Origin of the sequence: Ulvibacter litoralis (genome assembly GCF_900102055.1) — a bacterium.
In the GTDB taxonomy this organism is placed as follows: Bacteria; Bacteroidota; Bacteroidia; order Flavobacteriales; family Flavobacteriaceae; genus Ulvibacter; species Ulvibacter litoralis.
The window spans coordinates 42787-69745 of the sequence record NZ_FNBA01000005.1; the positions used below are offsets into that span (position 1 = coordinate 42787).

Below are 26959 nucleotides of genomic sequence, written 5' to 3' on the forward strand. Positions count from 1 at the left end.
GTGTAATTTTATCCAAAAGCACTATTATGTCAATAATTACAACTGAACGACTTCACATCCGAGAAATGACATTAGAGGATGCGCCCGTTATTTATGAGCTGGTAAATACGCCCGAATGGCATAAATTTATTGGAGATCGTGGAATTAACTCTGTGGAAGAAGCAGAAACTTACATTCAAGAAAGCTATTTAAAAAGTTATGAAATCCATGGATTTGGCGCCTATATGATGGTTCGAAAAGAAGACGGAGCTGTATTAGGTTCTTGTGGTTTGTATAAGCGTGACGCATTGCCACATCCTGATATTGGATTTGCGATGTTTTCTAAATATGCTAAAAAAGGATATGCTTTTGAAGCAGCAAGTGCTGTTTTAAACTATGCGCTTCATACATTGAATATTGCAACCATACAGGCAATAACAGCAAAATACAATAAGAGTTCTATAGCACTATTAGAAAAAATTGGCTTAAAACAAAGTGGTCTCGTTACCCTTGAAGGGGATGACGAAGAGCTGTATTTATTTTCTAATTAATCAGGAACTTCCACACTTTCATACGCACCTGCATCTGGAGGGGTCGCAGATCCAGAACCACGGTTGGTTCCATTCAAATCTACAGGAACTTGATTTGCCGCATTTAAATTACCAATACCATCGGCCGCAGAAACTCCTGTTTCAATGTTGAGGTTGTTTACTGTTGTGTCTAAAAATGCAGGGTCTGCGTTTAAAATAGAGGAGGTGTAAAAATCAGTATTGCTAAAGTTGTATAACGGATCGTCTTCAAAATCGCCGTTCGGGTCTTCAAAACGAATCAGACTGTTTGTGAAATTAAAATTAAATAAATAGGTAGGATCTTCTACACGTGCCAATCCTAATTCACGCGGCTCATTTCCGTAGATAATACAGTTGGTAAAATCTGCTTTTATTAAATCGGCTACTGCAACTTCAGTTTCGCTAATAGGGAAAAAGTTGTCAATTTGAACTGCAGGAAAGCTTCTAAAACTACTGGTCCAGTAATTTCCGAAGGTACAGTGGTTAAATTCGTACGAACCCCCTAAAGAGCAAGTTAGTGACGACTGACCGCTATTATTAATTACTACGTTTTCGCCGTAAATAGTGCCGTTTCTCGATAATAAGCCAACATTAGAGTTGTTGTAAATCTGTACATCTTCAAGACGAAGTGTTTCTGTAGTTGGGTTGCCATCGTTTCCTTCCATTAAAATACCTACGACAGCATTTTTAATGGTTGTATGTTTAAAGCTATTGTTGGTGCTTCCGTTGGTAAGCCATAAAGTTCCCCATTGTCCTGGGATTTCTGAAAAGTCAGGTTCTAATCGGTCACTTTCAAAAATAATTTCATTTTCTAACGCATCAGGATCAGCACTTGGAAGTCCGTTCGCTTGAATCGAACCGTTGTTAGCGACTAATATTCCACTACTTTCATGAAAATGAATTCGTGCGCCAGGATCGATGCTTAGTGTTTTTCCAGAACCAACTGCCGCATATCCATATATAACATATGGTTTTTCGTTGGTGAAATTTAATTCCGTATCGTCTAAGAAGAACCCTTCAATTTCATAAGCATCTTCCCCTTCACCAAGCGTTAATGTTTCATACATATTATTTCCTAAATCGGCAGGGTATAAAAATACAGCGTCTTTAACCAAAGTGACTAATTCTACTTTTTGTTCGCTTCCGCCGCCAGAAAATTCAATTTGATCGGTATATAAAAAGTCGTTGCCACTTCCGGGAAGATTGTTGATGTCTAGGGTTGTTTCCACAAAAATAAAAATACTGTCTTTGGCAAGAACTTGCACATCGGTAAATTCTTTTCCAGGAATACCGTCTACGTTTAGACGATAGTTAGACGATTGTCCTTGTGATAAGCGTAGGCTAGGGATGTGGATGTCATCACTACTACGGTTGTATACTTTTAGGTTGTAAGTACTAGAGCCAATATTGGTAAATACGGTGTCTAAATAAACGGTGTCTCTCGAAAATTCGAGACTTCCTGTGCTTGCAACTGTTTCAAAATCGTTTCGGCAAGAACTCCATAAAACAAGGCACGCTAAAATGGCCACTCCGTATAAATACTTCATCTAAATAATTTTCAGTAAAAATATAACTTTTTATGAAGCTTATTATTGTTGAAACGAAAAGATTCTGTGTAGAAATTAAATAAGAACGACTGGGAAACCTCACTTCTTTTCCCTCTCCCATGAGATTTCCCGTTGCGCCCTACTTAATTTTTTTCTGTGCTCGTTTTTGTTGTCGTGCTGCTTTTTTTCGAGCCTTTTGAATCTTCTTGAATTCTAGTTCGTTTTTATACGCTTGTTTTTGCGCTTCTTTTTTCTGCTGAAGCTCTTCTGGAGACAGTTGAGGTTCCCAGTCATGGTCTATAGCAATTATTCCTGAGGTGACAACAACTTCCCCTAACATTGAATCATAAGAAGCTTCTAACTGTACCGAAATCGTATTTGAAATCGTAGAAAGGGTGATTTCTTTTGTTTCAAATCCGATATAACTGAAAGATAATACTGTGTTTGGTGTCGTATTTAAGGTGTAATTTCCGTCAAAATCGGTTTGAGTGCCCGTGCTTGTTCCTTTCACAATCACATTTGCGCCTGGAAGTGGTTGTCCTTCATTGTCGGTTACAGTTCCTTTTATGGTAATTTCTTCGGAAGCTTTTTCTTCTACAATTTCTATTTTTTCTTCAATAGGTGGAGGTGCAATTTTGCCCATCACAGTGGTTTTTAGTTCCGAAGTAAATAGAACAACATCTTTTTTAGAAGCAGTGCCTTTCATTTGAACGGACGCATCGAAAAAACCATTAATATGAAACACAAGGATTTGATTGTCGATGGTGGTGATGCTGTAGTTACCATCTTTATCGGTGTACGTTGTTTTGCCTGTTTCTTGAGCTGTAATCAATACATTGTTTAGCGGAATTCCTTCGGAAGAAGATACGTTTCCAGTGATGGTTACAATCGCTCTATTTGGAGTGCTGTAGCTGCCAATACCCAAGGAGGTGTAATTTTTTTCTGAAGTTGTAGTTGCTGAATTTACTGAAGCCACCGACCCTAACAGTGATAGCGGAAGTAATAAAGAAGCAGCATACGAAGTAAAGTTTGTACTCGACTTGCGCTCTAGTTTTAGCTCACGATCGAGTTGAGTCGTTTTAAAACGGCCACATAAGTTTGTACCGCTAGTAGCTATTTTAACCAAATCTTCGTCCGTCTTATTCGTAAAGTCGATCACCTCTTTGGTACATACTTTACAAAACTTTCCTTTTTCAGTTTGTGTCATTTTTTCCCAGCCTTCGTGACAAGGTTCTGGAATACGGATGGTAATTGCTTTTTTCATGTTCGATGGTTTTGATATACCAAAGCACTCAAAAAAAAGACCAAAAAAAAACAGCCGTTGAGGGAACAGCTGTTTTTGGTTAGGGAACGATCCTTTTTGAATCGTGTGTGATGCGGATTATTTCTGAATCACTTCAATTTTGAATAATTTGTCCCAATTTTTTCCAGTAATAAATAATACGTCTTCCTCTCCGTGATATGCAATTCCGTTTAGTACGTCTAACTTATCGTGTTGTGTAACTTGGTTTTTTAAATCACTTAAATCGATCACACCTTCAACAGCACCGCTTGCAGGGTCTACAATTGCAATGGCATCTCTTTGATAAATATTTGCATAGATTTTTCCGTTCACCCATTCCAATTCGTTTACCTTCGGAATTTTACTAGTGTTGGTATATAATTCGATATACGACTCTTCTGCAAGGGTTTCAGGATTTAACGTCCAGATTTTTTCGGTTCCATCACTTTTATAAATGTGTTCTCCGTTGTTGCACAATCCCCAGCCTTCTTTACTTTTTCCGTAGACAAAAGTCCCCGTTTTTTTAAAGTCGGAAAGGTTGTAGATAAAGCCCGTTTTCTCTTGCCATGTAAGTTGGTAAATTTTATCATTCAAAATAGTAAGTCCTTCTCCAAAATACGCATCGGCCAAGTCAACTTTTTTAAGAACTTCACCCGTTCGGTAGTCTGTTTTGCGTAAAGACGAATGTTTGTATTGTCCGGTACTTTCATACAAAGTATCTCCATTAAATTCTAATCCTTGCGTATACGCATGAATATCGTGCGGATAGGTTTCAATAATTTTATAGGTATATAAGGTAGGTTTTGTTGCAGCTAAAATAGTGATCTTGTGCGTCACGTCGTAACTCGTACCTTCGGCAAATATTTTTGCGATAATAGAACGATTTCCTAGCTTTTTATTTTCTAAAGAAATGTGAGTTTCTTGGTTTTTTTCAGAAGCACCAACTCTTTCCGTATCTAAATAATACGCAACAGAGTCAATCGTCATATTTTTTTGATTTGATAGTGCTACAGAAAGCTTGTCGGAAGGGGTGTAATTCTTCTTATTTTCCTTAATCGTAATAGAAAAAAGGTCTTTTCCTAGTTTTGTGCTATTGCCGCAACTACCCATTAAAAGGACTAACGCAGTAACTATTAATAATTTATACATTTTCATTGTAACTCAAATTTTTTCCGAAAGGTATTTATTATAATTGATAACTAAAAATCCTTGTTAAATATCCAAAATGCTTTATCTTTGCAGCGGCAAGTCCTACACAACTAGCTCCTGTTGAATCCCCCAGGGCGGGAACGCAGCAAGGGTAAACGGTCGTAGCAGTGTGATGTAGGTAGCTTGCCATTTTTTATGCCCTAATGTTTCGTAAAAAAGAAACACTTCCAACGGCTCCTTCAATCTATTTATTCGGTTTATTCTTCTAATAATTAGAAATCCTTTCTTTATTTTAAGCTACTGTTTGGAAATGTACGCACGTAGCTGCATCTTTGCGGTTTAATACCTATTTATGTCAAAAGTTGTATTTATTACAGGAGGTTCTTCAGGAATTGGGAAAGCAATAGGCGATTTCCTTTCAGAAAGAGGCTTTATCGTTTATGGTACGAGTCGAAATCCTTCAAAAAAACCTTCTACCTCAAATTTTCCTTTAGTAGCACTCGATGTTACCCTTCCAGAAACCATTACCGCAGCAGTTTCCGAAGTAATTAAAAAAGAAGGACGCATTGATGTTTTGGTAAACAACGCTGGTGTAGGAATTACGGGACCAATTGAGGAGACACCTACTAAAGAAATTGAACACGCTTTTAACACCAACTTTTTCGGACCTATTTTAGTGATGAAGGCAGTGTTGCCTCACATGCGAAATCAAGGAGGCGGAAAAATATTAAATATTACCTCAATTGCGGGATATATGGGATTGCCATATCGCGGTATCTATTCGGCAACCAAAGCTGCTCTTGAAATTACCACGGAAGCCTTTCGAATGGAGACCAAACAATTTGGAATTCAGATGACCAATATAGCGCCTGGTGATTTTGCAACGAATATTGTTGCGGGAAGATACCATGCACCTGTTTTAGAAGGTTCACCCTATAAAGATGCCTACGGAAAGACGCTAGCGATGATGAATGAGCACGTAGCTATAGGAGAAGATCCAACAAAAATGGCAAAAGTAGTACTCGAAATTATTGAAGCACCACGACCTCGCATACATTATAAGGTAGGAGCGCCGCTTCAGAAATTCTCAATTGTTTTAAAAAGAGTGTTGCCCGATAAACTGTATGAGCGTATGCTTTTAAATCATTATAAGTTGAAGTAGCTGTATTAAAGCGAAAGTATTTCAGTAACAGAAAAATAAAGAACAACTATTCTTAAACTTGTTTTTAGTGCTTATTTTTGTTTCTAGTACAAACAGTAACATTTCTTTGTACTTTTAAACCAATCAAAATATATTAAACCTATGAAATTCTTTATCGATACCGCCAATTTAGATCAAATCCGTGAAGCCCAAGACCTTGGTGTTTTAGACGGCGTAACTACAAACCCTTCGCTAATGGCGAAAGAAGGAATTACAGGGCGAAATAATATACTGAAGCACTACGTGGCTATTTGTAACATAGTGGATGGTGATGTTTCTGCGGAAGTAATTGCTACCGATTATGAAGGAATGATAAAAGAAGGAGAAGAGTTAGCAGAGCTTCACGACCAGATTGTTGTAAAAATTCCGATGATTAAGGACGGAATTAAAGCGATTAAATATTTTAGCGATCACGGAATCCGTACCAACTGTACATTGGTGTTCTCAGCAGGACAAGCACTTTTAGCAGCAAAAGCGGGAGCAACGTATATGTCTCCGTTTATTGGAAGACTAGACGATATTTCTACAGATGGATTAAATCTTATTGCTGAAATTCGTTTAATTTATGATAACTACGGATTTGAAACTCAGATTTTAGCGGCTTCTGTGCGTCACACGATGCACGTTATAGAATGTGCTAAAATTGGTGCAGATGTGATGACAGGACCTTTGTCGTCTATTGAAGGATTGCTAAAGCACCCCCTTACCGATATTGGATTGGCGAAGTTTCTAGAAGATTATAACAAAGGGAATTAATCTAATTGTAAAATTAGAGTACTGCAAAAGCGCAATTACCGGTTTAAATAACCAAGTAGTTGCGCTTCCATATTTGAACTAAACAAGCTTAAGGTTCTGTCTAAAATAGTTCCGTCTTTTTCTACTATAAAGGTTTTACTGGCAGCATTTAACATTAACTTGTTCTCAGCTTCATCAATATTATCAAATTGATATTCGGTCGCAGTGTCGTATCCAGATTTGGTTACAACAGTACGCCACTTCTTGAAATGAGAGTCGGTGTTAATTCCGATGAAATCGTATTCAGGGTATTTCGATCTTAATTCGGCAGCTTTAATATGTGTATTTTTAAAGTGTTTTATAGATTGTGATGACCAAAAATAAATAACACTAGGCTTTTTTAAGATACTGTGAATGTCTTTTACAGTATTGTCTGTATTTAATAAAAAGAGGTTCGGAATTTTTTTGCCTGGAGAAAGTGCTAACGAAGCATTGTATAGTTTCGTCATTGCATTTTTATGCTGAGGATTCGTGTTTTTCGCCAAGAAGAAATTAAACACTTCCGCTTTTTTATCATCATCCTTACTGTCTAAGATGTAATGGTAAACGTTTCTTCGAAGTAAGTTGTTTTTAAGTGTATCGTTTGTAATAAGACTATCAATGATTTTTACTTTATTATAAGCATGCAGGTATATTCTTTTATTAAAGTCTTCTTTTTCGGCATATTTTAAAAAGGCTAAGTTGTCGAAGTAATTATTAAAAAAGAGGTAGTACGCGTAGTAAAAACGCAGGTTTTCGTTACCAAAATCTAATTGATCACGATAGTTGTAAAAATCTTTCGGAAAGCCTTCTTTTTTGGCTACTTCAAGTTCTCCTTTATTTGCGATAGTATAAAGTTCCTTTTTAGTATAGTCAGAATACGTGAAATTAGAAAGTGCTACTTCTTTAAAGCCTTCCCCTTCAAGTGGATTTTTAGCAATAAATTCGTCGTAAAGTTTTTTTCTATTGTCTTTCAGGGAATCTATTTTTTTCTGAAAGGCATTTGGAGAAAGATTGTAATACGAAGGAATTAAACGTAATTCCTTTTCATGATACAAAAAAAGCTCCATTAACAAATTATTTCTTTCGGCACCTTTTCCTGTAAACGCTAGCGATTCATCAAAATCTACCGTGTTTACGCGCAACATTAAACTGTCTCCTGGTTCTAAATAAATTAGTTGGTATTCATTGTGTTTGAAAGAATACAGTCCAGACTTAATACAACTTGGGTTGATAAGGAAGTGATTTTTTTTGTCAAGTTGAATGGTATCTATGGGGACTCTGTCCTTTAAAATGACAACATAGTCTAACTTAGGGTTTACAACTTGTCCGCCTATCCATGTATTCTCTGCTAAATTATCTTTAGCATTATTACAGGATAAAAATGGAATACAAAAAAGTAGTGGAAGTAGTTTTTTATACAAAAGCAACTGGGTTTATTCAACAAATTTAGCCTTCTTACATGCAACTACTTGTTAATTCCTCGTTAAAAGGAATTTTATAAAAGTTAATGTTTCTTCAATCAGGCATAATTGGCTACTTTTGCGCAAAATTTAATAAAACTATACAAAGATATGCTATCAGTTTCAAATTTATCAGTTCAGTTTGGTAAACGTATTTTGTTCGATGAAGTAAATACACAATTCGTTCAAGGGAATTGCTACGGGATTATTGGTGCCAATGGTGCTGGGAAATCAACATTTCTAAAAATAATCTCTGGAAAGCAAGAGCCTACTTCTGGTCACGTTCATTTAGAGCCAGGAAAGCGTATGTCAGTTTTAGAGCAAGATCACAACGCCTGTGATGAATTTATGGTACTAGAAACCGTAGTTCAAGGAAATAAGGATTTATTTGCAATTAAAACTGAAATCGATAAGTTATACGAAGATTATACAGATGCTAACGCTGAGAAAATAGGGGAGTTACAAGTAGCTTTTGAGGAAATGAATGGTTGGAATGCCGATAGTGATGCTGCGGCATTATTATCTAACTTAGGGATTGATGAAAGTCTTCACTTTACGTTAATGGGCGATCTAGATGGAAAACAAAAAGTACGTGTGTTATTAGCACAAGCATTGTTTGGAAATCCTGATGTGCTTATTATGGATGAGCCTACCAACGACTTAGATTACGAAACAATTACTTGGTTAGAGCACTTCCTAGCCAATTACGATAAGTGTGTAATTGTAGTATCGCACGATAGGCACTTTTTAGATTCCGTGTGTACTCACATTAGTGATATCGACTTTGGGAAAATTAATCACTACAGCGGAAGTTATACCTTCTGGTACGAAAGTAGCCAATTAGCTGCGCGTCAAAAAGCACAGCAAAATAAAAAAGCAGAAGAGAAGAAGAAGGAGTTGGAAGAGTTTATTAGACGTTTCTCTGCCAACGTTGCGAAGTCAAAACAAGCAACCAGTAGAAAGAAGATGATCGATAAATTAAACGTTTCAGACATTAGACCTTCTAGTCGTCGTTATCCAGCTATTATTTTTGAAAGAGAACGAGAAGCAGGAGATCAAATATTAAACGTAGAAAACCTTTCAGCATCTATAGACGGTGAAGTTTTATTCAAGAATGTAGATATTAACTTAGCTAAAGGAGACAAGGTTGTTATTTATTCAAAAGATTCGAGAGCAGCAACTGCTTTTTATGAAATTCTGAATAATAATATGAAAGCAGATAGTGGAGAGTTTCAGTGGGGAGTAACAACCAATCAAAGTTATTTGCCGTTAGATAATCACCACTTTTTTGAAAGTGATAATAACCTAGTAGATTGGTTACGTCAATGGGCTAAAACGGAAGAAGAACGTGAAGAAGTTCACATTCGTGGATTCCTAGGGAAAATGATTTTTAGCGGAGAAGAAGCACTTAAAAAATGTAACGTCCTATCTGGAGGAGAAAAAGTACGTTGTATGTTAAGTAGAATGATGATGATGCGTGCCAACGTATTGATGTTAGACGAGCCTACCAATCACCTAGATTTAGAGTCGATTACAGCGTTTAATAATTCGCTTAAAAACTTTAAAGGAACAGTGCTATTTACAACTCATGATCACGAATTTGCACAAACAGTTGCTAATAGAATTATTGAATTAACACCAAGTGGTGTTATTGATCGTTACATGACTTTTGATGAGTATATGAGCGATAAAAAGATTAAAGAATTACGAGCTAAGATGTACGCATAAGCGTACTCTTACTCGTTAATTTCTTTTAGATATGTGGCAATTGTCTCTTCGGCGATTGCCATTTCATCTTTTCTGATAAACAGCATGCTCTGTCCTGCAATACCGTACGAAAATCCAGCCTGAACACTACTTTCATTGTCGTTACGCTCAATAGGAGTGATTCCTAGTTCATTCAAGCGTGCCACCAATCCTTTTGCAAGCATGGTAGGTCCTGTATAAATTCGTGTTGTTTCTTCGTTATTACTCATAATAATTTATTTTTTTAAGTTTCAGAAAATAGCTTACAATACTATTATCTTCTTGCATACGTTTTGTATTTGTTCTAACAATACATGCTTCAATTTATGACTTCGGAAACATACGTGTATTATTTATATTTTAAAATTACAGCGTAGTCTTTAGGTGGGCAACTATTTAACATTTTGAGTTTTCAAAGAATACTTTTCAAATTGTAGCGTGTTGTTGGTATATGTTTTGCTATTTAATTACATTTACACTATAAAAATTTAAAAGAATGCATTTAAAAAATATCGTAACATTAGTCCTTTTGAGTGTTGTTTTTTCAACAGCAACTGCTCAAAAATATGCTTCAAAATCTGATTCTGAAGTAACTACAAAATGGAATGAGACTACCTTCTCTTCTAAAAAGACCATAAGTGACAATATTAAAGGGATTCCTTCTTTTTCTATTTTGAATGAAATTTTAAAAGATAAAGCAATCACTAATTTATTGGCTTCCGAAGAAATGGTGACTGTATTTTTACCTACAGATGAAGCTTTTGAAGCGTTACCTAATAAACATAAAAAGGAGTTATTAGGCAATTCAAAACGATTGTCGAAACTTATTCAGTTTGTAGCTATTCCAGGTAGGTTGGATTATAATTCTCTCATTACGGCTATTGAGAAGAATAGAGGAACCGCTTATTTTTCAACATTAGCTGGAGAACGAGTAGGAGCTAGGATGAAGGATGGTTCTGTTATTTTATACGACGGAGAGCGAAATATTGCTACGGTAACAGCATTTGATTTCTATCATAAAAATGGTTTTTTTCATATTATGAATGGCCTGGTATTTCCAGTTCGTCCAGAATAGTACAAACGTTAAATAAGTATTAAATGCGGAGAAGTCTAAAACCGGACTTCTCCGCATTTCGTTTATATGGTCGTAATTAATAACAACAAAAAAAAAGAAAATTATGAAACGATCAAACATTTTATCAGTACTTGCATTATCAGTAACCTTATTTGTAGGAACATCTTCATTCGCACAAGACGGCATGATAAAAAAAGAAAAAACAGTAATGGTAGGGGGAGCAGCTATGTATCCTAGTAAAAACATTGTTGAGAACGCAGTAAACTCTAAAGATCACACCACGCTTGTAGCGGCAGTAAAAGCAGCCGAATTAGTAGATGTATTGCAAGGAGAGGGGCCTTTTACGGTATTTGCGCCTACTAATGCTGCTTTCGATAAATTACTCAAAGGAACTGTAGAAACCTTAGTAAAACCAGAGAACAAGAAAATGCTACAAGGTATTCTTACCTATCATGTAGTTGCTGGTGATATGAAGGCGGCTGCGATTGTAGCAGCCATTAAAAAAGGAAATGGAAAAGCAACTTTTAAAACTGTAAGTGGGGGTACGCTAACGGCAACTCTTAAAGGGAAAAAAGTGAAGTTGATGGATGAAAAAGGAGGCGCTGCTTGGGTGACAATTGCAGATGTAAACCAGTCAAACGGTGTGATTCACGTAATTGATACGGTTTTATTGCCAAATGATAAGATGTAGTTTCATTCGTTTGTATTCATAAAAAAAGCATTGGTGTAAAACCAACGCTTTTTTGTTTTTATAAAGGTTGTAATTACCTCAAACTAGCTCCAAAATCCTTTTCGAATTTCTGTTGTAGTTTATTCATAATTTTATCAATCTGTTTGTCGGTAAGCGTCTTTTTTTCATCTTGAATGGTGAAACTTAACGCATACGATTTTTTCCCCTTCGGAAGTGAACTTCCTGTGTATACATCGAATAAGGAAACGTCTTTTAAAAGATGGTTTTCAGTTTGAAGTGCTGCTTTTTGTAACGCTTCAAATGTAACTGAATCATCCAATAATAATGCAAAATCACGTTTTACTTTAGGGAATTTAGGGATGGCTTTAAACTGACGGTCTTCCGTCGGAATCTTAGCCAAAATAGCATCCCAATCAAAATCTGCGTAAAGCGTTTCAGCTGCAACTGAAAAGTGATTTGTAATGTTCTTTTTTACAATACCGAAATCAACCAGAGTTTGTTTGTTGCTCACTATGGTTATTCCTTCAGAAAAGAGGTCGTTTTGGATTGCTTTTTCAGTAAAGTTCGTGATTCCTAGACGTTCTAATAGTGCAATAACGATTGACTTTCCGTAGAAAAAATCACTTTTAGTCGAGGGAGTTGCCCAGTTATGATCCGTTTTATCTCCTGAAATGATTAACGTAAGGTGGTTTTTCTCCACGCGCTCGTTAGGGTAATTGTGGTATGTTTTACCAAATTCAAACAACTTAACATTGCTTATTTTTCTATTGTTATTGTACGCTAAGGATTCTAAACCGCCAAACAACATTGATTGACGCATCGTTGCTAAGTCCTGACTTAAAGGGTTCAGCATTGTTATGTTGTGTTCTTCCTTTAAGCTATCTGAAAGTTCAATGTACTTTGCAGTGGTTAACGAATTACAAAGTATTTCGTGGAAACCAAGCGCTGCCAATTGCGCTCCTATTTTTTGCTGTACTTGATAATTTTCTATTTTATGGGTTGTCGCAATAGAAGCGTTTAGTTTTTGAGTAAAGTTGATGTTGTTATATCCATATACCCTTAAAATTTCTTCGATTACATCTGCCTCTCTAGTTACATCGTTTCTGTAAGCGGGGATGGTCATTCCAATTCCGGTTTCAGTAACGTTGTTTACTTTAATCTCTAACGAAGTAAGAATCTGTTTGATTTTTTCCTTCGGAATTTCCTCACCAATCAATGATGCTGCTTTTTCGTAAGTTAAAAAACTTTGGTGATCTTCTATTTTCTTAGGATACTTGTCTGTTACTTCACTTGTTATAATTCCGCCCGCGATACTTGTAATAAGCATTGCAGCACGCCTTAAAGCATACTCAGTTGCATTTGGATCGATACCGCGTTCAAAACGGAACGAAGCATCTGTATTTAAACCGTGTCTTTTCGCAGTTTTACGAACACTTACAGGATTAAAATAAGCACTTTCTAAAAAGATTGTTGTCGTGTTTTCAGAAACGCCACTGTGTAAACCTCCAAAAACTCCTGCAATACACAATGGTTTTTCAACATCACAGATCATCAAATCATCTTCGTGTAATTCACGTTCAACACCATCTAAGGTTACAAATTTAGTTCCTGTAGGTAATGTTTTGACGTGTATGGTATTGTCTGAAATTTTTGAAGCATCAAACGCGTGTAGTGGTTGTCCTAATTCGTGAAGCACATAATTGGTGCAATCTACAATATTATTAATAGGAGCAAGGCCAATGGCTTTCAATCTATTTTGAATCCAAGTAGGCGACTCGGCTACTTTTACATTACTAATCGTAACACCGCAATAACGAGGTGCTAATGTCGTGTCTTCTACTTCAACATCTATTTTTAAGGTTCTATTCTCAATATTGAAATTACTTGTAGAAGGTGTAATTAGTTCGATGGCTACGTTGTGTTGCAAAAGACCTGCACGTAAATCACGTGCAACTCCCCAATGACTCATCGCATCGGCTCTATTGGGAGTTAATCCAATTTCAAAAACTTCATCGTTTTCAACGTCCATGATGGTTGAAGCCAACGTACCTGGAGTTAAAGTTTCGTCTAACACCATAATGCCGTCATGACTTTTACCGAGACCCAATTCGTCTTCGGCGCAAATCATTCCTTCGCTCACTTCTCCTCTTATTTTACCTTTTTTAATTTGCCAAGGTTTTCCTTCGGCATCGTACAAAGTAGTTCCTACTGTTGCAACAGGTACTTTTTGTCCTTTGGCAACATTTGGAGCACCACAAACAATTTGAATGGGAGTTCCAGTTCCAATGTCTACTTGGGTTACTTTTAATCGATCGGCGTTACCGTGTTGTTCGCACGAAAGTACATGTCCCACAACAATGCCTTCTAATCCTCCAAGAACAGACGAGAATGATTCAATCCCTTCAACTTCAAGGCCTAAATCGGTTAATAATTCTCCTGTTTTATGGGCGTCCCAATCAATATTAACAAATTGTTTCAGCCAGTTGTAAGAAATCTTCATGTACTAGTATTATTTATGCGTACAAAGATAAAATATTGAAGTTAGCATTCAAACATTGGCTTATAATTTGTAATTTTAAATAGTAATATAAAAAAGAGGTTTTAATGAAGATATTTTTGAAAATAGGAATAGTGTTTGCAGTTGTTCTTTTGGCATCTTGTAGAGATACAAAAAAGGAAGATGCGGAAACAAAAGCTGTATTAGAGCAAATTGAAGCTGTTGAAGCGGAAGTTGAAAAAATAAATGAAAGCTTAAAAGAAAACGAAAATGAATTAGACGCAGCTTTACAAGAGTTGGATAGTATTTAATAGAAACACTAAATTTAATCTTATGAAAAAATATAGTATAGCAGTAGCTTTAGTCGTAACGAGTATCAGTTTTGGACAATCTTCTATAAAAGAAGCTACACAAGGAACCGAGACGCAAACTCAAAAAGTAAAAGAGACTGTAAAGGAAACGGTAAAAAGTGTGAAAGATGATAAGAGCTTGAAAGCAACCAAAAAGGTTGAAAAGAAATATACAAAGCTAGAGAAAGAAGAACTGAAGGCAGCAGCTAAAAGGGCTAAGGAGGAAGTGAAAGAAGAAGCAAAAAAGGCAAAACTTCAGAAAGAAGCGGAAGCTTCAAAAGTGAAATCTAGTGCGAGACAAGAAGCTGCAGAAATTAAAGCTCCTTCAAAAAAAACAAATAAAGCAACACGAAATAATTCTGTTAAAGCTTCCGAGTTAAAAGGTAATTCGTTAGGACAAGCAAGAGCTTCCGAAGCAAAACAAATGTTAGAGTTGAAGGAAATTGAAATGACGACGAATGATGCGTATATTGCTGAAAGTAGAACTCGTATTTCTATTGCTGAAAAAAAGCTGCAAGATCAAATTGACGCAGGATCTCTTTCTGAAGAAGCAATCGTTTCTAAAAAAGCCATTGTAGAAAAAGCAAAAGCGCGTTTGGCAAACTACGAAGCAAACGTAAAAAATAGCAAGCTAGCATTAAGATCACAAAAGAATAAAATTATAAATCTGTACGAAGAGCAATAATAATTCTACAATTCTCAAAAAGAGCTTGTTGCAAAAACGGTTCTTTTTTGTAATGATTTCTTTCTTTTTACGATTAACTCACAAACAAAATTTTATGACCAAGCTTATTGGAATCTTTCTAATCTTAGTACTTTTAATTTCCTGCAAAAAAGAAACTTTTGCACCAAAAAACGGGCCTTGGAGAGCTGCGTTGGAATTAGATGAAGGACGCCAAATTCCGTTTTTATTTGTGTATAATTCCGATAATACGTTGGTGATTTCAAATGGTGAAGAAGAAATAGAGGTTACAGATGTTACGCTAGCGGGAGATTCCATAACTATTGAAATGCCCATTTTTGAAGGTGTTTTTAAAGGAATTTTTGCCGAAGATAGTATCTACGGAATGTATTACACGCCTAGTTTAAAACGCAAGCTTCCCTTTAAAATGAAGCATGGTAATAATACGCGTTTTCGTTTTTCAAAACCACCTTCGGTTGAAGTTACAGGAAACTGGGAAACTGTTTTTAGTCCTAATTCGGAAGCAGATCGCTACGATGCGAAAGGAATTTTTAAACAAGTTGGAAATAAAATCACAGGAACTTTTAGAACTACTACTGGCGATTACCGTTTTTTAGAAGGTGCTGTACAAAATGATTCTGTGAAACTTTCTGCATTTGACGGAGCTCATGCTTTTTTGTTTGAAGCCAAAGTGACCGATAGCATAATGAACGGTGTGTTTTACAGTGGGAATCATTGGAAAGAACCATTTACAGCAAAACGTAATGACACTTTTGAATTACCAGCAGCCGATTCGCTAACATTTTTGAAAGAAGGCTACGATCGATTGGCTTTTTCTTTTCCAGATGTAAATGGTGATATGGTTTCGCTGGAGGATGATGCATTTAAAGATAAAGTAACCATTGTTCAGATCATGGGGACATGGTGCCCTAATTGCTTGGATGAAACTAAATTCTACACCAAATATTACAATTCTAACAAAAACGAAGATCTTGCATTTGTGGCTTTGGCATTTGAATATGCACCTACCGAGGAAAGAGCAATTGCTTCTATAGAAAGACTTCAGGAAGGCGCAAATGTTCCTTATCCAATATTGCTAGCACAGTATGGAACAAGTAGTAAAACTAAGGCGAATGAGAAACTTCCAATGTTAACGCATGTATTGTCGTACCCAACATCTATTTTTATTGATAAAACAGGGAAAGTACGTAAGATTCATACAGGTTTTAACGGTCCTGCAACTGGAGAAAAGTACGACGAATATGTGGCTGAGTTTGATGATTTTGTAAACAGACTATTATACGAATAGTCTAGGAAACGAGCTATAATGTTTGGAAAAGAGCTGTAAGTCTAGCAAGTTCTTTTTTCGATTTTTTTATACCAATCATTCCGCCAGATAATTCGGGTGTTGCGTCACGAATGTCAACGATAAATTCATTTTCAGATTTTACAGTAGTTACAATTCGTAGTTTGTGATACTTAACAAACCCTCCAAAAAGAAGCCGCATGGTTTTATCGCCAGTTACGTATATGGCATCGCCACAAGCGCCACTGTCTATTTTATAGCCCTCATTAAACATAAGGTTGTCCACTGCTGCAACAATGTCTGTTTGAGTGGTTTCTGTGTATAAAAAAGCAGTGTTGTACTTCGAGCTATTAACGATTTCTTTAAAATAGGCCATTTTCGAAATGATTGAATAACGTAAAAGTACTTTTTTAAATGAAAATTTCAGAGTGTCTTACGCTAATTTTATTCAAATAAGAACTTAAAAAGGTTTAGTTTTTTTAATGTATATGGTGTGTATTTTAACGATGGTTCAAGCCAAAAAGGTTTGTCTAAAATACTCTTGTAATGTGAAAAGGTTCTAAAACCAGCTTCACCGTGATAACTTCCTATGCCACTAAAACCAACACCTCCAAATGGAAGTTTGCTGTTTGTTAAGTGCATGATAGATTCATTAATAGCGCCTCCACCAAAAGAAATTTCATTTAATAGTTTTGAAACCACTTTTCTGTTTTTAGTATACACATAGCACGAAAGTGGTTTTGGATTTTCTTTTACTTTTTGAATCATTGCGTCGAGATTCTCAAAAGGAATAACAGGAAGAATGGGGCCGAAAATTTCATCTTTCATAATTTCATCATCGAATGAAACGTTCGTTAGTACCGTCGGACTTATAAACCTGTTTTTTTTATTTGTAATTCCGCCGCAATACACTTTTTCTGGCTGAATGAATGCTGTGAGACGATCGAAATTTTTCTCGTTTATAATGCGTAGGTAATTGTCTTTTATGTCGTCTGTCAATTTGTATCTCGTGTCAATTTCTTTTTTTACTTCGGAAAGAAACGCGTCTTCAATAGATTTTTCAACTAAAATATAGTCGGGAGCCACACAAGTTTGTCCTGCATTTAAATACTTTGCCCAAACAATTCGTTGTGCTGTTACCTTCAGGTTGCAATCTGCAAATACAAACGTTGGATTTTTTCCTCCAAGTTCTAAGGTGACAGGAGTGAGGTGTTCTGCGGCAGCTTTGTACACTATTTTACCAACTGTTGAGCTTCCTGTGAAAAAAATCTTATCGAATTTTTGTTTTAATAAAGCGGTTGTTTCTGGAATGCCTCCTTCAACAACACAGAAGTATTCTTTTGAAAAATTAGAGTTAATAATTTCGGCAAGTACAGCAGCTGTTTTGTTTGGAAGTTCACTTGGCTTTAAAACAACAGTATTTCCTGCTGCTAATGCTGTAATGGCAGGAACAAGCGATAATTGAATAGGGTAATTCCATGCGCCAATTACAAGCGTAACACCCAAGGGTTCTGGAATGATATAACTTTTAGCAGGAAAATTAGCTAAATTGGTTCGAACGCGTTTTTTCTTACTCCACGATTTAATTTTCTTTATAAAATCATTTAATTCTTGGTAGGTTAGGAGTAGTTCAGAAAGATAAGTTTCGTATTCAGATTTTCCGAAATCTTCATAAATAGCAGTATTAAGCTTGTCTTCGTTTTGTTTCAGAATCGTTTTGAGCTTCTTTAATTGCTTTATTCTGAAGTCAGTTTCTTTTGTTTCATTTGTGTTGAAGAAGGCACGCTGATTTGCTATTAAATCTACCATTAGTGAAATGTTGTGTTTTTCCGAAGTTATAAAAAATACTGCAATGAAATTAGTCTTTCAGCGGAAACATTCTAAAAATAGCACCGGTTATAAGATGAAACGAAAAGTGCTCCAGAACCTAGATGCCTAAGGTTTGTGGAGCACTTTCAAATATGTTTTAACCCTCAAAAACTTCAGTGTTCTTGTGTCACTTTCCGAAGAGAAAAAATTACTTTAAAACAACCTTTTTCGTTAGTATTTGACCGTTGTGTTTAAAACGCGCTAAGTAGATTCCTTTGGCTAAAAACTTTAAATCAATAGTCTTCGTTTCGGCAGTAAAAGAAGTGTCGTAAACTTTGTTTCCTAAGGTATCAAAAAAGGTTACTTCCGTATTTTCTGAAAGTCCATTTTTTACTTCAATGTGTAAAATTCCGTTGGTCGGATTAGGATACACTAGAAGAGCTTCTTCCAACGCTACGTCCGAAACGCTTAGCGGCTCGATACCGACCGCAAAATGCAAGGCGGCACCTAAAGCTCCTTTGGTAACTTCGGCAACATAATCGATGTCCATATTCGCTATGATGTCTTGAGGTGTGTGTGGATATGGAGATTCATTTTTTTCATACAAGCCTGTTATGATTTCGCCATTATTCTCAAAAGGAACGTAATCTGATCCGTATGCATTTGAGATTTCGGTAAGTAGGTTAGAGTATAAGCCAAAACAATTTGCTAATACTGTCGTAGCTTGTGCAGAAGCGGTATTATTGCTGTTAGGACTGGTTTCGTCTCTTTCGCACACAATCGTATTATTTGTCATTCCGTTTACGCCGCCTACTTCATCAATATTGAAAACCAATTTAATGTCTAAGTTTTCTGGAATCACTGTATTTGCAACATAAAATTCGCTTCCTACTAAGCCTTCTTCTTCACCGCTAAAGTGAATAAATTTGATAGAATACTCTGTGTTAACGTCTTTTAAAAGTCTGGCTAATTCGAGAAGAAGTACGGTTCCGCTTCCGTTATCGTTTGCGCCAACTCCGTTTATGGTATCGTAATGTCCGTCTATAATTAAGAATGTGTCTGGGTAAACAGATCCTGTTTTGGTAACGATAATATTTTCTGTGATTTGACCGGAAACAGTGAAAGGTTGTTCCACAATATCTGTATATCCTAAACTTTGATAGCGAGAAATAATCCAGTCTTTCGCGTTGTCTATAGCGGCAGTGCCAGGCTCTTTAACTCCGAAGTCTACAAAACTGATAAGATCATCTTCTATATTTGAAACAGAAACATTTGTAACAATCCCGTCATAAAAAGGAGTGAAAACTTGGGCGCTTAAAGAAAAAGTGCCTAAAAATAAGATGAGGGATGTAATGCGAGCTAGATAGGTCATGTGGGAATATTTTTTGCGAAATTACTGTTTTTTTTCTTCTGAAAAGGTGTCGTAATGAATTCAGTTTATGAAATGTAATTCCAAATGTTTCTATATTTTACCAATTGTGCAAATGTTTTTTTTATGGGTATGTTTTCTTCGGAAGCCAAATTAGGGTCGGCTTTTAAGGTTTGCATGGCGTAGCTTCGAGCGATTTTAAGTATTTCTGAATCTTTGATAATGTCGGCAATGCGTAAATTTAGTACGCCGCTTTGTTGGGTTCCCATTAAATCTCCAGGTCCTCGTAGTTTTAAATCAACTTCGGCAATTTCGAAACCGTCACTAGTACGAACCATTGTTTCTAATCTTGTTTTTGCGTCTTGAGAAAGTTTGTGACTCGTCATTAAAATACAATAACTCTGTTCGGCACCGCGACCAACACGTCCTCTTAATTGGTGTAATTGAGACAGACCAAAACGTTCGGCACTTTCAATAATCATCACACTGGCATTGGGAACATTTACCCCAACTTCGATCACAGTTGTAGCGACCATAATTTGTGTTTCGCCTTTAATAAAGCGATTCATTTCATATTCTTTATCGGCGGGTTTCATTTGTCCGTGGACAATAGAAATTTGATAATTTGGACCAGGTCCGTGTGGTGGAAATTCGCGAACAATACTTTCGTATCCATCCATTAAATCTTTGTAATCTAAAGCTTCACTTTCTTGTATTAAAGGGTAGACAATATAGATCTGTCTGCCCTTCGCAATTTCGTCTCTAATAAACCTAAAAACCTTGAGTCTATTTGAGTCAAATCTGTGTACTGTTTTGATGTCTTTTCTGCCAGGCGGAAGCTCATCAATTACGCTAATATCTAAGTCGCCATAAACGCTCATGGCAAGTGTTCTTGGAATGGGAGTTGCGGTCATTACAAGTACGTGCGGAGGATATTCGTTTTTATGCCAAAGCTTGCTTCGTTGCGCCACGCCAAAACGATGTTGCTCATCAATAATTGCGAGTCCTAAGTTTGAAAATTTTACCTTATCTTCGAGCAGCGCATGTGTGCCTATTAAGATGTTTAAAGAGCCATTTTCAAGGTTTTTATGGATTTCTCTTCTCTTTGAAGCTTTGGTTGAACCTGTTAAAAGTGAAATACTGGTGTTCAGTTCTTTGCATAATTCTAATAACCCATTATAGTGTTGTACTGACAAAATTTCAGTCGGAGCCATTAAACAGGCTTGAAAACCGTTGTCAAGGGCTATTAACATTGCTAATAGCGCTACAATTGTCTTTCCACTTCCCACATCTCCTTGTAATAAACGATTCATTTGTGCATTACTGCCTAAATCATTGCGAATTTCTTTAACAACACGTTTTTGAGCGTTGGTTAATTCGAACGGTAAATGCTCTTTGTAGAACGTGCTAAAGTTATCCCCTATTTGAGTAAAGGGGTAGCCTTTAATTTTAGATTTGTGAACAAGGTTTTTGCGAATTAATTGCAACTGAATATAGAACAATTCTTCAAACTTTAAACGGTACTGAGCACGTGCTAAAAGTTCTTGGTTTTTTGGAAAATGAACATTGAAAAGAGCCTCACTTTTTGAGAGCAATTTTAACTGTTCTAAAAGCGGTTTTGAAAGGCTCTCCGTGAAGCCGTTTTTGGTCTCTGAAAAGAGCTGTTGCATGAGCCCGTTTACCACTCGATTTGTGATGCCACTATTGGTTAATTTTTCGGTTGATGGATATACAGGTTGCATCGCAGATCGGATACTTTTTTCGTGTGTTTCTAACAGCTCCATTTCTGGATGTGGCATCGAAAAAGTTCCATTAAACCAGTTTGTTTTTCCGAAGATAACATAAGGCGTATTTAGCTTTAAATTTTCTCGAATCCATTTATGACCTCGAAACCAAACCAATTCCATTTTGCCTGTTTCATCGATAAAAGTAGCGACCAATCGCTTGCCTCTTTTCTGTTCAACAGTTTTAATATTTATAATTTTCCCTACTATTTGAACTTCCGAACTTGTTCGTTGTAGCCGTCCAATTTTATAGTATTGAGTTCGGTCTAAATATCGATTCGGAAATAGATTCAGTAAATCTTGATAGGTATGAATTCCAAGCTCCTTTTTAAGAAGTGTGGCTCTATTTGGCCCAACACCTTTTAAATAATCTATTGGAGTTTGTAAAAAAGAAGAATTCATAAAAGGGTAGTTTGCTTTAAAAGAACTATTTTAGAGTAAGATGTATTTTAATTAATATATTTGATTGTAATCAACTGCTAATTTAAACATATTTAGAATGAAAAAACCTTACTTTTTAATAGCATTATTGCTATGCTTACCAATTTTTGCTTCTGAGATAGACTGTATGGCTCTTCCTGAAGTAACCACACGACTCACTGACGATTTTTCGTTAGAGATGCCAGAATTAAGAGCCTATCCAATTTATGTGAATGCTACCGTAGAGGCTCCAGATGAAATGCAGGAAGTGACTATCGATATTGATGGTACTGTGTACACTGCTGAAGCACAAGACGGATTTTACTATTATTTATGGACACCCTCATCGTATGGAAGTCACGATGTTGAAATTAAAGCAATAGCACTGAGTGGTGAAGAAACGGTTATAAATAGAACGGTCTCTGTGGTAGATGCAGCAGTTTCGCAAACCGTAACTAGCTTGCAAGATGTTGTTATAGAATTTAATGGAGAGAATAGCCGTTGGTTCTATGGAACCTATACGTTCCCACAGTTTGTGGGTGCCTACAACGATATTAATGCTTCTCTAGAAGTTGAATGCCCAAGTGTAACTGGAGGTTGCGACGATTGGGATCGTTGGGCGCATATCGATATTAAGGCACCCGACGGGAATTGGGTTCAGTTAATTCGCTATATCACACCTTACGGAGTAGGATGTAATCACGAATTAAACGTAACCGATTATATGTCATTGTTACAAGGAGAAGTTGAGTTAAGAGTGTTTATCGATACTTGGGGAACCGGTGGATGGCAATTAACACTTGATTTTGATTATACCCAAGGAGCGCCAGAATATGCGTATAGCGATGTTGTGGAGCTTTGGGATGATAGTTATAATTTTGGAGACTTATCCAATTTACAGCCTGTACCAACGTACAACGCAAACATTTCTGATCTTGTTTCTGAATCACATTTAAGAATTTCTACTACTGGACATGGTTGGGGAGCTAACAATACGTCAAATGCGGCCGAATTTTTTAACGCAACGCATTTTATCGATGTGGATACCGAAGAAACTTTTTCACAACATTTGTGGAATGACTGTAATCCTAATCCAGATGGATGTACAGGACAACAAGGAACTTGGGCATACAATAGAGCAGGATGGTGCCCCGGAGCTATTGCGCCACCTAATACTTACGATCTTACACCCTACATTGGAACAAGTGTCGATTTAGATTACCGTTTTCACCCTGGATATATAGACAATTGTCATCCTAATAATCCAAGTTGTATTACAGGAACAACTTGTGCAGATTGTAACGATGGGTATAATCCAGTGTATTATGTGGATACTCATATTATCAATAAAAGTAACAATCCGATGATATATGGAGGTGTTTTAAGCCTTCCTAGTGTGGATAATACACAAATTTACGACGTAGCGGTTTTTCCTAATCCTTCAAATGGGTTGGTGCATATTCAATCAAAATATCCTGAAGCGAGTACGCGTTTAACCGTGAATACCATTGACGGGAAATTGGTAAAAGCTTTTTATTTCAATTCGGCTTCCGAGTTAAATAGCTATACCTTCGATTTTTCTAGTCTTTCAAAAGGGATGTATTTTATCAATCTTGAAAACGCTTACGGAACAGGTGTTAAAAGATTTATCTTAGAGTAAATAGCATTCGGTAATACTTTTAAAAAGGTTATTTTTGGGATACCAAGAATAACCTTTTTTTAATGCTAATTCTGAAAAACCACATCGTGATCGCTCGTACTTCTAAACTTTCATTGTTTCTTCTTGTCTTTTTAAGCGTGATACATCTTGGAAATGCCCAACAGACAGCGCTAGTAGATTTTTTGAAGGTCAATACTCAAATAACACCAAATGCTTCGGAAAGTTCCGTAAAGGGATCAGCTTCGTACACATTTAGAATCCTTCAGGATACAGATTCAATTTACCTAGATGCTGTAAAAATGAAAGTAACTAACGTCGCATTAGATGGTATAAAACTAAAAGTGACCGACGATAAAATATGGTTGAAGCATCCGTTTAAAGCGGGTAAAGAATACACCACACTTTTTTCTTTTGAAGCCACCCCCAAACAAACACTTTATTTTACCGGAAATCAAATTTGGACTCAAGGACAAGGGAAATACACTTCACATTGGTTGCCGAGTATTGATGATGTAAATGATAAAATGGAATTTGACATCACCATTGTTGCAGCTCCATCCAAAACAGTAATTGCTAACGGTAAATTGCTTTTTGTGACGAAAAAAGAAACTAGCAATCAATGGCATTGGGATATGGAGCGTCCGATGGCGAGTTACTTAGTGGCATTTGCCATTGGCGATTTTGAAAAGCAAGAAATAACGTCAAATTCCGGAATTCCGATAGAGTTGTATTACGAGCCTAAAGATTCCTTGAAAGTAGAGCCTACCTATCGTTATACAAAACAGATTTTCGACTTTTTAGAAGCTGAAATAGGTGTTCCGTATCCGTGGCAAAATTACAAACAAGTACCTGTGCGTGATTTTTTATACGCGGGAATGGAAAATACGACCGCTACTTTTTTTTCTGAAGCGTTTGTAAATGATTCTATTGGATTTACAGATCGTAACTATGTAAATGTAAATGCGCATGAGTTGGCGCATCAATGGTTTGGAAACTTAGTTACTGAAACTGAAAGTATGCACCATTGGTTACAAGAAGGCTTTGCAACGTATTATGCGTTGTTGGCTGAAAGAGAAGTATTCGGAGACGATTATTATTACTGGAAACTATACCAATCGGCAGAGCAACTAAAAGCACTTAGTGATGAAGGGAAAGGAGAATCACTGTTAAATCCGAAAGCAAGTTCATTAACCTTTTATGAAAAAGGAGCTTGGGCATTGCATATTTTAAAGGAACAAATAGGAGAGGAGGCTTTCAATAAGGCGATTAAAAATTACTTGGAAAAATATCGTTTTAAAAATGTGACCACTCCAAATTTTTTAGCAGAAGTGAAAGCAGTGTCGAGACAAAATATAGAACAATTTGAAATTGACTGGCTGCAACAAACAGCGTTTAAAGCTGAACAAGCCTATCAATCACTTCGGAAGTCTCTATTTATTACGAACTATTTTAAACTTGCCGCCTTAAAAGGAACTCCTTTTGAAGATAAACTCCTTCAGTTGGATGAGGCGCTTACGTTTCCGAATGATTATATAGGGCAAGAAGCCATTTATCAATTGATAGATGAACCTATTTCTGAAACCCTTCCGTATTACAAAAAAGGCTTCGAGAGTAACAATGTGTATGTGCGTCAAACCATAGCGTTGACCTCTGAGAACTTTCCGAAGCAATTGCAAAAAGAATACGAATCGTTACTGAAAGATGACTCATACGTGACGAAAGAAGCGGCTTTATACGGACTTTGGACTAATTTTCCAGAGAACAGAAAAGAATATTTAGACGCTACGGAAGGGGTTATTGGTTTTCAAAATAAAAACATACGACAGTTGTGGTTGGTGCTTGCCTTGGTGGATGCTAATTACAAGCCAGAACAGTCTAACGAATTTTTAACTGAATTAAAAAATTATACCTCTGATGACTATAGTTTTGAGGTGCGTGAAGTCGCATTTGGCTACATTCAAGAGCTTCGTTTGTGGGATGAGGCTACATTGCATACTCTTGTAAACGCAGCAACACATCATTCGTGGCGTTTCAGAAAATTCGCAAGAAGTGTGTTTGATTCGGTAGTAGAAAATGAAACATATCAATCTCTTATTTTGAAACAAATCGACTCGTTTTCAGAAAAGGAAAAGAACTATATTCAAACAAAATTGAAAGAGTAATGAGAGCATTAGTGATTTCAGGTGGTGGGAGTAAAGGAGCCTTCGCAGGGGGTGTGGCGCAGTATTTAATGGATGAGCAGAACCATACATACGACCTATTTGTGGGGACATCGACAGGGAGTTTGTTGATTTCACATTTGGCACTGAACAAGGTTGAAAAAATTAAGGAAATCTATACTTCCGTAAATCAAAATAGTATTTTTAGTATTCGTCCGTTTCGCGTTAAGAAAACAAAATACGGGGGAAAAGAGATTGGAATTGACCATATGGCGGTACTTCGTAATTTTTTACGCGGAAGTAAAACCTTTGGTGAGAGTCATAATTTGCGAAAGCTTATAAAGAATGTATTTACAGAACTTGAATTTAATCAATTAAAAGCTTCGGAAAAAGAGGTGGTGGTTACGGTGTCTAACCTGTCTTTAAATCAGGTAGAGTATAAGAGTATCAATGATTTTAGCTATGATGATTTCTGCGATTGGATTTGGATTTCGTGTAATTATGTTCCTTTTATGAGTTTGGTAACCAAAAATAATTGCGAGTATGCAGATGGTGGTTTTGGAAGCATGGTACCTATTGAAGAAGCTATAAAGAGAGGGGCTACCACGGTAGATGTAATTGTATTAGAAACTGAAGTAGCGTATTATAATAAATTGCCTTCGCGCAATGTATTTTCTTTATTGACCAATTTGCATGAATTTATGTTGGATCGAGTTGAAAAACATAACATTCGAATAGGGAAGTTTGTTGCTGTAAATAACGATGCAATTATAAACCTATACTACACACCAACGGTACTCACAACAAATTCATTAGTTTTTGATAAAAAATTAATGTTGAAGTGGTGGGAAAGTGGTTTTAACTATGCTAAAGAGAAAAATATGGAGGTCAATGAGATAAAGGGCGAAACGACTTAAAACATCTCACTTACTTCTTTTCGAACGTATACCAATGCTTTTTGAGAGGGTGTTACTTCTTCCATAAAATTACGCAATAACCATTCGCGCATGGCATCGGCATCTTGCTCTTTTTCGTGCATGGCACCTTGTCTAATGATATGGATAGTTGCATTTTTAGCAGCATTTACAAGATTCCAACACTCTTGTGATACATAGATTTGTTGTGAAAGGTTATGGTCAAATTCTTGTTCTATATTCCGAATTAATAATTCTTCATATTTTGAAACTTCATCTGAGAAAGGCTTTACACGAATCAATAATTTATTCGGATCCATGCGTTCCAAAAACAAGGTAATGCGTTCGTACGCTTGTAGGCGCATCGGCATTAGCTTGTTTTGTGCTTCTTTTTGAATTAAGTAGCGTCTTCTTCCTTCTTCATTTGCAGTGTGTCCTTTAAAAAAGAAATAGGAAACCAAACCAACAACAATGGCAGGTAATAGGTAAGCAAAATAGCTAATGATTTGAGTTGTTTCTTCCATAGAAAATAA

At 36.4% G+C, this 26959-nt stretch carries 23 protein-coding genes and 1 other RNA gene; 13 read left to right on the forward strand and 11 right to left on the reverse strand.

Annotated features, from left to right (window positions below):
* Nucleotides 1–26 precede the first annotated feature (26 nt).
* Nucleotides 27–530, forward strand: coding sequence for a GNAT family N-acetyltransferase (locus tag BLQ00_RS13945; protein ID WP_093144931.1), 504 nt, complete (start codon nt 27–29; stop codon nt 528–530).
* Here the strand turns inward: BLQ00_RS13945 and BLQ00_RS13950 are convergent.
* The 3 genes from BLQ00_RS13950 to BLQ00_RS13960 form a co-directional block, all read right to left on the reverse strand.
* Entirely contained in the window at nt 527–2095 is a 1569-nt protein-coding gene (locus tag BLQ00_RS13950; protein WP_093144932.1) for a hypothetical protein, read from the reverse strand. The genes BLQ00_RS13945 and BLQ00_RS13950 overlap by 4 nt on opposite strands.
* A 139-nt stretch (nt 2096–2234) precedes the next feature.
* On the reverse strand, nt 2235–3359 hold the full coding sequence (locus tag BLQ00_RS17820; protein ID WP_229792656.1) for a carboxypeptidase-like regulatory domain-containing protein: 1125 nt from the start codon (nt 3357–3359) through the stop codon (nt 2235–2237).
* 117 nt (nt 3360–3476) lie between these two features.
* On the reverse strand, nt 3477–4532 hold the full coding sequence (locus BLQ00_RS13960; RefSeq protein ID WP_093144933.1) for a glutaminyl-peptide cyclotransferase: 1056 nt from the start codon (nt 4530–4532) through the stop codon (nt 3477–3479).
* 87 nt (nt 4533–4619) lie between these two features.
* Between BLQ00_RS13960 and ffs the strand changes: the two genes are divergently transcribed.
* The 3 genes from ffs to fsa all read left to right on the forward strand — a co-directional run bounded on the left by ffs (nt 4620) and on the right by fsa (nt 6483).
* Nucleotides 4620–4718, forward strand: an RNA gene (gene ffs / locus BLQ00_RS13965) — signal recognition particle sRNA small type.
* 160 nt (nt 4719–4878) lie between these two features.
* Nucleotides 4879–5688 (forward strand): SDR family oxidoreductase, encoded by an 810-nt coding sequence (locus BLQ00_RS13970; RefSeq protein WP_093144934.1) that lies wholly within the window; start codon nt 4879–4881, stop codon nt 5686–5688.
* Nucleotides 5689–5829: 141 nt separating this feature from the next.
* The gene (fsa, locus tag BLQ00_RS13975) at nt 5830–6483 is read left to right on the forward strand and encodes a fructose-6-phosphate aldolase (protein WP_093144935.1); all 654 of its coding nucleotides are present in this window, start codon (nt 5830–5832) and stop codon (nt 6481–6483) included.
* Nucleotides 6484–6518: 35 nt separating this feature from the next.
* Here fsa and BLQ00_RS13980 read toward each other — a convergent pair whose 3' ends face one another.
* Entirely contained in the window at nt 6519–7925 is a 1407-nt protein-coding gene (locus BLQ00_RS13980) for a TlpA family protein disulfide reductase (RefSeq protein ID WP_139149424.1), read from the reverse strand.
* A gap of 150 nt (nt 7926–8075) precedes the next feature.
* Here BLQ00_RS13980 and BLQ00_RS13985 point away from each other — a divergent pair, with 150 nt between their 5' ends.
* Nucleotides 8076–9692 (forward strand): ABC-F family ATP-binding cassette domain-containing protein, encoded by a 1617-nt coding sequence (locus BLQ00_RS13985; RefSeq protein WP_093145086.1) that lies wholly within the window; start codon nt 8076–8078, stop codon nt 9690–9692.
* Nucleotides 9693–9700: 8 nt separating this feature from the next.
* Here BLQ00_RS13985 and BLQ00_RS13990 read toward each other — a convergent pair whose 3' ends face one another.
* A complete protein-coding gene (locus tag BLQ00_RS13990; RefSeq protein WP_093144937.1) occupies nt 9701–9940 on the reverse strand; it encodes a hypothetical protein in 240 nt (79 codons plus the stop codon).
* A gap of 266 nt (nt 9941–10206) precedes the next feature.
* Here BLQ00_RS13990 and BLQ00_RS13995 point away from each other — a divergent pair, with 266 nt between their 5' ends.
* Nucleotides 10207–10785, forward strand: a complete 579-nt coding sequence (locus BLQ00_RS13995; protein WP_093144938.1) for a fasciclin domain-containing protein — start codon at nt 10207–10209, stop codon at nt 10783–10785.
* A 103-nt stretch (nt 10786–10888) separates the two neighbouring features.
* Nucleotides 10889–11476 carry a fasciclin domain-containing protein gene (locus tag BLQ00_RS14000; RefSeq protein WP_093144939.1) on the forward strand — a complete coding sequence of 196 codons (588 nt, stop codon included), beginning with the start codon at nt 10889–10891 and terminating at the stop codon, nt 11474–11476.
* Nucleotides 11477–11549: 73 nt separating this feature from the next.
* Here the strand turns inward: BLQ00_RS14000 and pheT are convergent, their stop codons facing one another.
* Nucleotides 11550–13976, reverse strand: a complete 2427-nt coding sequence (pheT, locus tag BLQ00_RS14005; RefSeq protein WP_093144940.1) for a phenylalanine--tRNA ligase subunit beta — start codon at nt 13974–13976, stop codon at nt 11550–11552.
* Nucleotides 13977–14080: 104 nt separating this feature from the next.
* On the opposite strand from pheT, the gene BLQ00_RS14010 reads away from it, so the two are divergent.
* From BLQ00_RS14010 to BLQ00_RS14020, 3 genes are all read left to right on the forward strand, one after another.
* Nucleotides 14081–14284: a hypothetical protein gene (locus BLQ00_RS14010; protein ID WP_093144941.1), complete on the forward strand. Its 204-nt coding sequence runs from the start codon at nt 14081–14083 to the stop codon at nt 14282–14284.
* Between the two features lie 22 nt (nt 14285–14306).
* Entirely contained in the window at nt 14307–15008 is a 702-nt protein-coding gene (locus tag BLQ00_RS14015) for a hypothetical protein (protein WP_093144942.1), read from the forward strand.
* 94 nt (nt 15009–15102) lie between these two features.
* Nucleotides 15103–16314 carry a peroxiredoxin family protein gene (locus BLQ00_RS14020; RefSeq protein ID WP_093145087.1) on the forward strand — a complete coding sequence of 404 codons (1212 nt, stop codon included), beginning with the start codon at nt 15103–15105 and terminating at the stop codon, nt 16312–16314.
* Between the two features lie 13 nt (nt 16315–16327).
* Here the strand turns inward: BLQ00_RS14020 and BLQ00_RS14025 are convergent, their stop codons facing one another.
* The 4 genes from BLQ00_RS14025 to recG form a co-directional block, all read right to left on the reverse strand.
* Nucleotides 16328–16687 carry a hypothetical protein gene (locus tag BLQ00_RS14025; protein WP_093144943.1) on the reverse strand — a complete coding sequence of 120 codons (360 nt, stop codon included), beginning with the start codon at nt 16685–16687 and terminating at the stop codon, nt 16328–16330.
* Nucleotides 16688–16755: 68 nt separating this feature from the next.
* Entirely contained in the window at nt 16756–18120 is a 1365-nt protein-coding gene (locus tag BLQ00_RS14030; protein WP_093144944.1) for an aldehyde dehydrogenase, read from the reverse strand.
* A 208-nt stretch (nt 18121–18328) separates the two neighbouring features.
* On the reverse strand, nt 18329–19492 hold the full coding sequence (locus BLQ00_RS14035; protein ID WP_093144945.1) for a M28 family peptidase: 1164 nt from the start codon (nt 19490–19492) through the stop codon (nt 18329–18331).
* A 65-nt stretch (nt 19493–19557) separates the two neighbouring features.
* Complete coding sequence (gene recG, locus BLQ00_RS14040; protein ID WP_093144946.1) at nt 19558–21675, reverse strand: ATP-dependent DNA helicase RecG; 2118 nt, start codon at nt 21673–21675, stop codon at nt 19558–19560.
* A 97-nt stretch (nt 21676–21772) separates the two neighbouring features.
* Between recG and BLQ00_RS14045 the strand changes: the two genes are divergently transcribed.
* From BLQ00_RS14045 to BLQ00_RS14055, 3 genes are all read left to right on the forward strand, one after another.
* Complete coding sequence (locus tag BLQ00_RS14045; protein ID WP_093144947.1) at nt 21773–23353, forward strand: T9SS type A sorting domain-containing protein; 1581 nt, start codon at nt 21773–21775, stop codon at nt 23351–23353.
* 62 nt (nt 23354–23415) lie between these two features.
* Nucleotides 23416–25515 (forward strand): M1 family metallopeptidase, encoded by a 2100-nt coding sequence (locus tag BLQ00_RS14050; protein ID WP_093144948.1) that lies wholly within the window; start codon nt 23416–23418, stop codon nt 25513–25515.
* Nucleotides 25515–26429 (forward strand): patatin-like phospholipase family protein, encoded by a 915-nt coding sequence (locus tag BLQ00_RS14055; RefSeq protein WP_093144949.1) that lies wholly within the window; start codon nt 25515–25517, stop codon nt 26427–26429. Before BLQ00_RS14050 ends, BLQ00_RS14055 begins: the two co-directional genes overlap by 1 nt.
* On the opposite strand, the gene BLQ00_RS14060 is transcribed toward BLQ00_RS14055, so the two are convergent.
* Nucleotides 26426–26950 carry a DUF7935 family protein gene (locus BLQ00_RS14060; RefSeq protein WP_093144950.1) on the reverse strand — a complete coding sequence of 175 codons (525 nt, stop codon included), beginning with the start codon at nt 26948–26950 and terminating at the stop codon, nt 26426–26428. The genes BLQ00_RS14055 and BLQ00_RS14060 overlap by 4 nt on opposite strands.
* Nucleotides 26951–26959: the final 9 nt, after the last annotated feature.